This window comes from Aquiflexum sp., from assembly GCF_041751335.1.
Lineage (GTDB): Bacteria > Bacteroidota > Bacteroidia > Cytophagales > Cyclobacteriaceae > Aquiflexum.
Genome location: NZ_JBGSXS010000028.1, coordinates 1 through 2,093, shown reverse-complemented (window position 1 = coordinate 2,093; position 2,093 = coordinate 1). Strand labels below are relative to the sequence as shown.

Below are 2,093 nucleotides of genomic sequence, written 5' to 3'. Positions count from 1 at the left end.
AAAAGTTTTGTTTCTTTGGATGGGGCAGATCATTTATTGTCGGATGAAATTGAAAGTAAATATACCGGTGAGCTAATCAGCACATGGTCCAAAAAATACCTGCCAGTTGAAATAAAAGAAAATGACATTAAGGGGCATCAGGTCAAAGTCCGGCTTTTTGGGGACGGCTACACTTCTGAAATCAAAACCCCTTTTCATCATTTATTAGCCGATGAACCCAAAGAAGTAGGAGGTGACAATTTAGGCCCTACCCCCTATGATTTATTGATGGCATCCTTAGGTACCTGTACAGTGATGACTTTGAAAATGTATGCAGAGCGAAAAGGTTGGGATTTAAAAGAAATTGTGGCCTACATGGATCATGATAAGGTACACAAAGAAGATTCCGAAGACTTCGATAAAAAAGGCTCAAAGGTCAGCAGATTTACAAGAAGCCTCGAAATCAAAGGGGATTTGAATGATGAGATGAAAGAAAAGCTTTTGGAAATTGCCAATAAGTGTCCTGTGCATAGGACATTGCACGAAGACATCATCATTGAAACCAAATTCAAATGAAAAAGACCTTGCTCCTCGGAATTTTGATATTGTTGGTCCTTGCCGTTTGGACATACCAAAACCAAGCGGCTGAAGTGAAAAAGCCCGTCAAGATTTTAGACAAACAAAAAGGAGTTTGTTGGGTGGGGAGTCCAAAGCCCTTGGAAGGGTGGGAATTGGATTCCTTGGGAAGTTTTGGCATTACCCATATTTCCCAAACCCCTTTTGGATGGCAAGCAGATCCAAACCTTCCTGATATCAAATGGGAAAAGCATACAGACCGAATGTGGTGGGGGGAGTCTTTGATTGGTTTGGAATATACCACCGAGGAGGCTCGGCAAAAAGGAGTAGAATCTGTCCTAAAACCTCATCTTTGGGTGAGAGGAGAATGGCCGGGAGCAATTGAGATGACTTCTGAACAAGGATGGGCAGATTGGTTTGAACAGTATTCCGAATTTATTCTTTATTATGCCCAATATGCCGAATCCCATCAAATCCCAATATTATGTATTGGAACTGAATTGGAATTGACTTCCGGAAGGGAGAATGAATGGAGAACGCTGATCGATGAAGTCAGGACAGTTTTTAGCGGCGAGTTGACTTATGCAGCAAATTTCACCGAATATGAAAAGGTGAAGTTTTGGGATGCTTTGGATTATATTGGCATTCAGGCATATTTTCCTTTGGCTGAAAAGATCAATCCTGACTTACAGTCTTTGAAAAACGGTTGGAAAAAGAAAATCAAAGAAATCGAAAAAGTCCAGAAGAAATTCAACAAACCGGTAATCTTCACCGAGATCGGATATTGCAACACGGTGGATGCGGCCATTGCGCCTTGGATTTGGCCCAATGAGCGAAAAGCAGTGGCTCTATCAGAAGATGTACAGGCTTTGTGTTATCAGGCATTTTTTGAAACAGCCTGGGAAAAAGATTGGTTGGCAGGTGCTTATTTTTGGAAATGGTATCCCCAGCCTAGAGACAGGAATCCTGATTTTACTCCTCAGGACAAAAAAGCGCAGGAAGTGATGAGGAGTTTTTATACTGCTGGATTGTAATGGGTACCAATGATAGATTTTCGGAGCTTCATGCTGAACGAAGAGAACCATCTCCCGAGGTTCAAGAAAAGGATGATTTTTACCAAAAAGGTTAAATATTTTTCAAGTAATTCAACCGTTTAATTGTACCGGTGGAGATCCCTCGTGCCTCGGGATGACGCAGAACCCATTGTCATTCCCTTTCTGTAAACCCCAATTTTCATTACTCGGAATAACGGATCCATAGACATCATCCTCTTTTCTTTCTCCTAGATTTTAAAGACTCCGTATGCTACAGCTTCCTTTCAGCCTATCTTTTATTTGCTTTAAAACCCAATATAAAAGCAACAATCAAACAAACCAATCCTACCGCCACCAAAAGAATTTCTGTCCCAGATGGTAATTTCAGTCCCCTTGTCATTCCAAAAAATAAAATGCCGCAGCCATAACCGATACCATAAACTATTTTTTCAACAGCTGTTAATCCGACAGCATTTGAATGGGATTCTTCTAATTTGGAAAGAA

3 protein-coding genes are annotated in these 2,093 nt (G+C 40.9%); 2 read left to right on the top strand and 1 reads right to left on the bottom strand.

All coding sequences use genetic code 11. The annotated features are described in order from the left end of the window. Together ACEW8U_RS01435 and ACEW8U_RS01430 are read left to right on the top strand one after the other, a co-directional pair. Nucleotides 1-555, top strand: a 555-nt coding sequence (locus tag ACEW8U_RS01435) for an OsmC family protein (protein WP_373520253.1), incomplete at its 5' end; no start/stop codon positions are given. Further along, the gene (locus ACEW8U_RS01430; RefSeq protein WP_373520252.1) at nucleotides 552-1,589 is read left to right on the top strand and encodes a hypothetical protein; all 1,038 of its coding nucleotides are present in this window, start codon (nucleotides 552-554) and stop codon (nucleotides 1,587-1,589) included. The genes ACEW8U_RS01435 and ACEW8U_RS01430, both read left to right, overlap by 4 nt. Before the next feature lie 289 nt (nucleotides 1,590-1,878). Here the strand turns inward: ACEW8U_RS01430 and ACEW8U_RS01425 are convergent. Continuing rightward, nucleotides 1,879-2,093 (bottom strand): hypothetical protein (locus ACEW8U_RS01425; RefSeq protein ID WP_373520251.1); only part of this gene is annotated, 215 nt, incomplete at its 5' end.

Excerpts from the sequence above, each read along its gene's own strand:
- ACEW8U_RS01430 (WP_373520252.1), top strand. The coding sequence starts at position 552 with ATGAAAAAGACCTTGCTCCTCGGAATTTTGATATTGTTGGTCCTTGCC.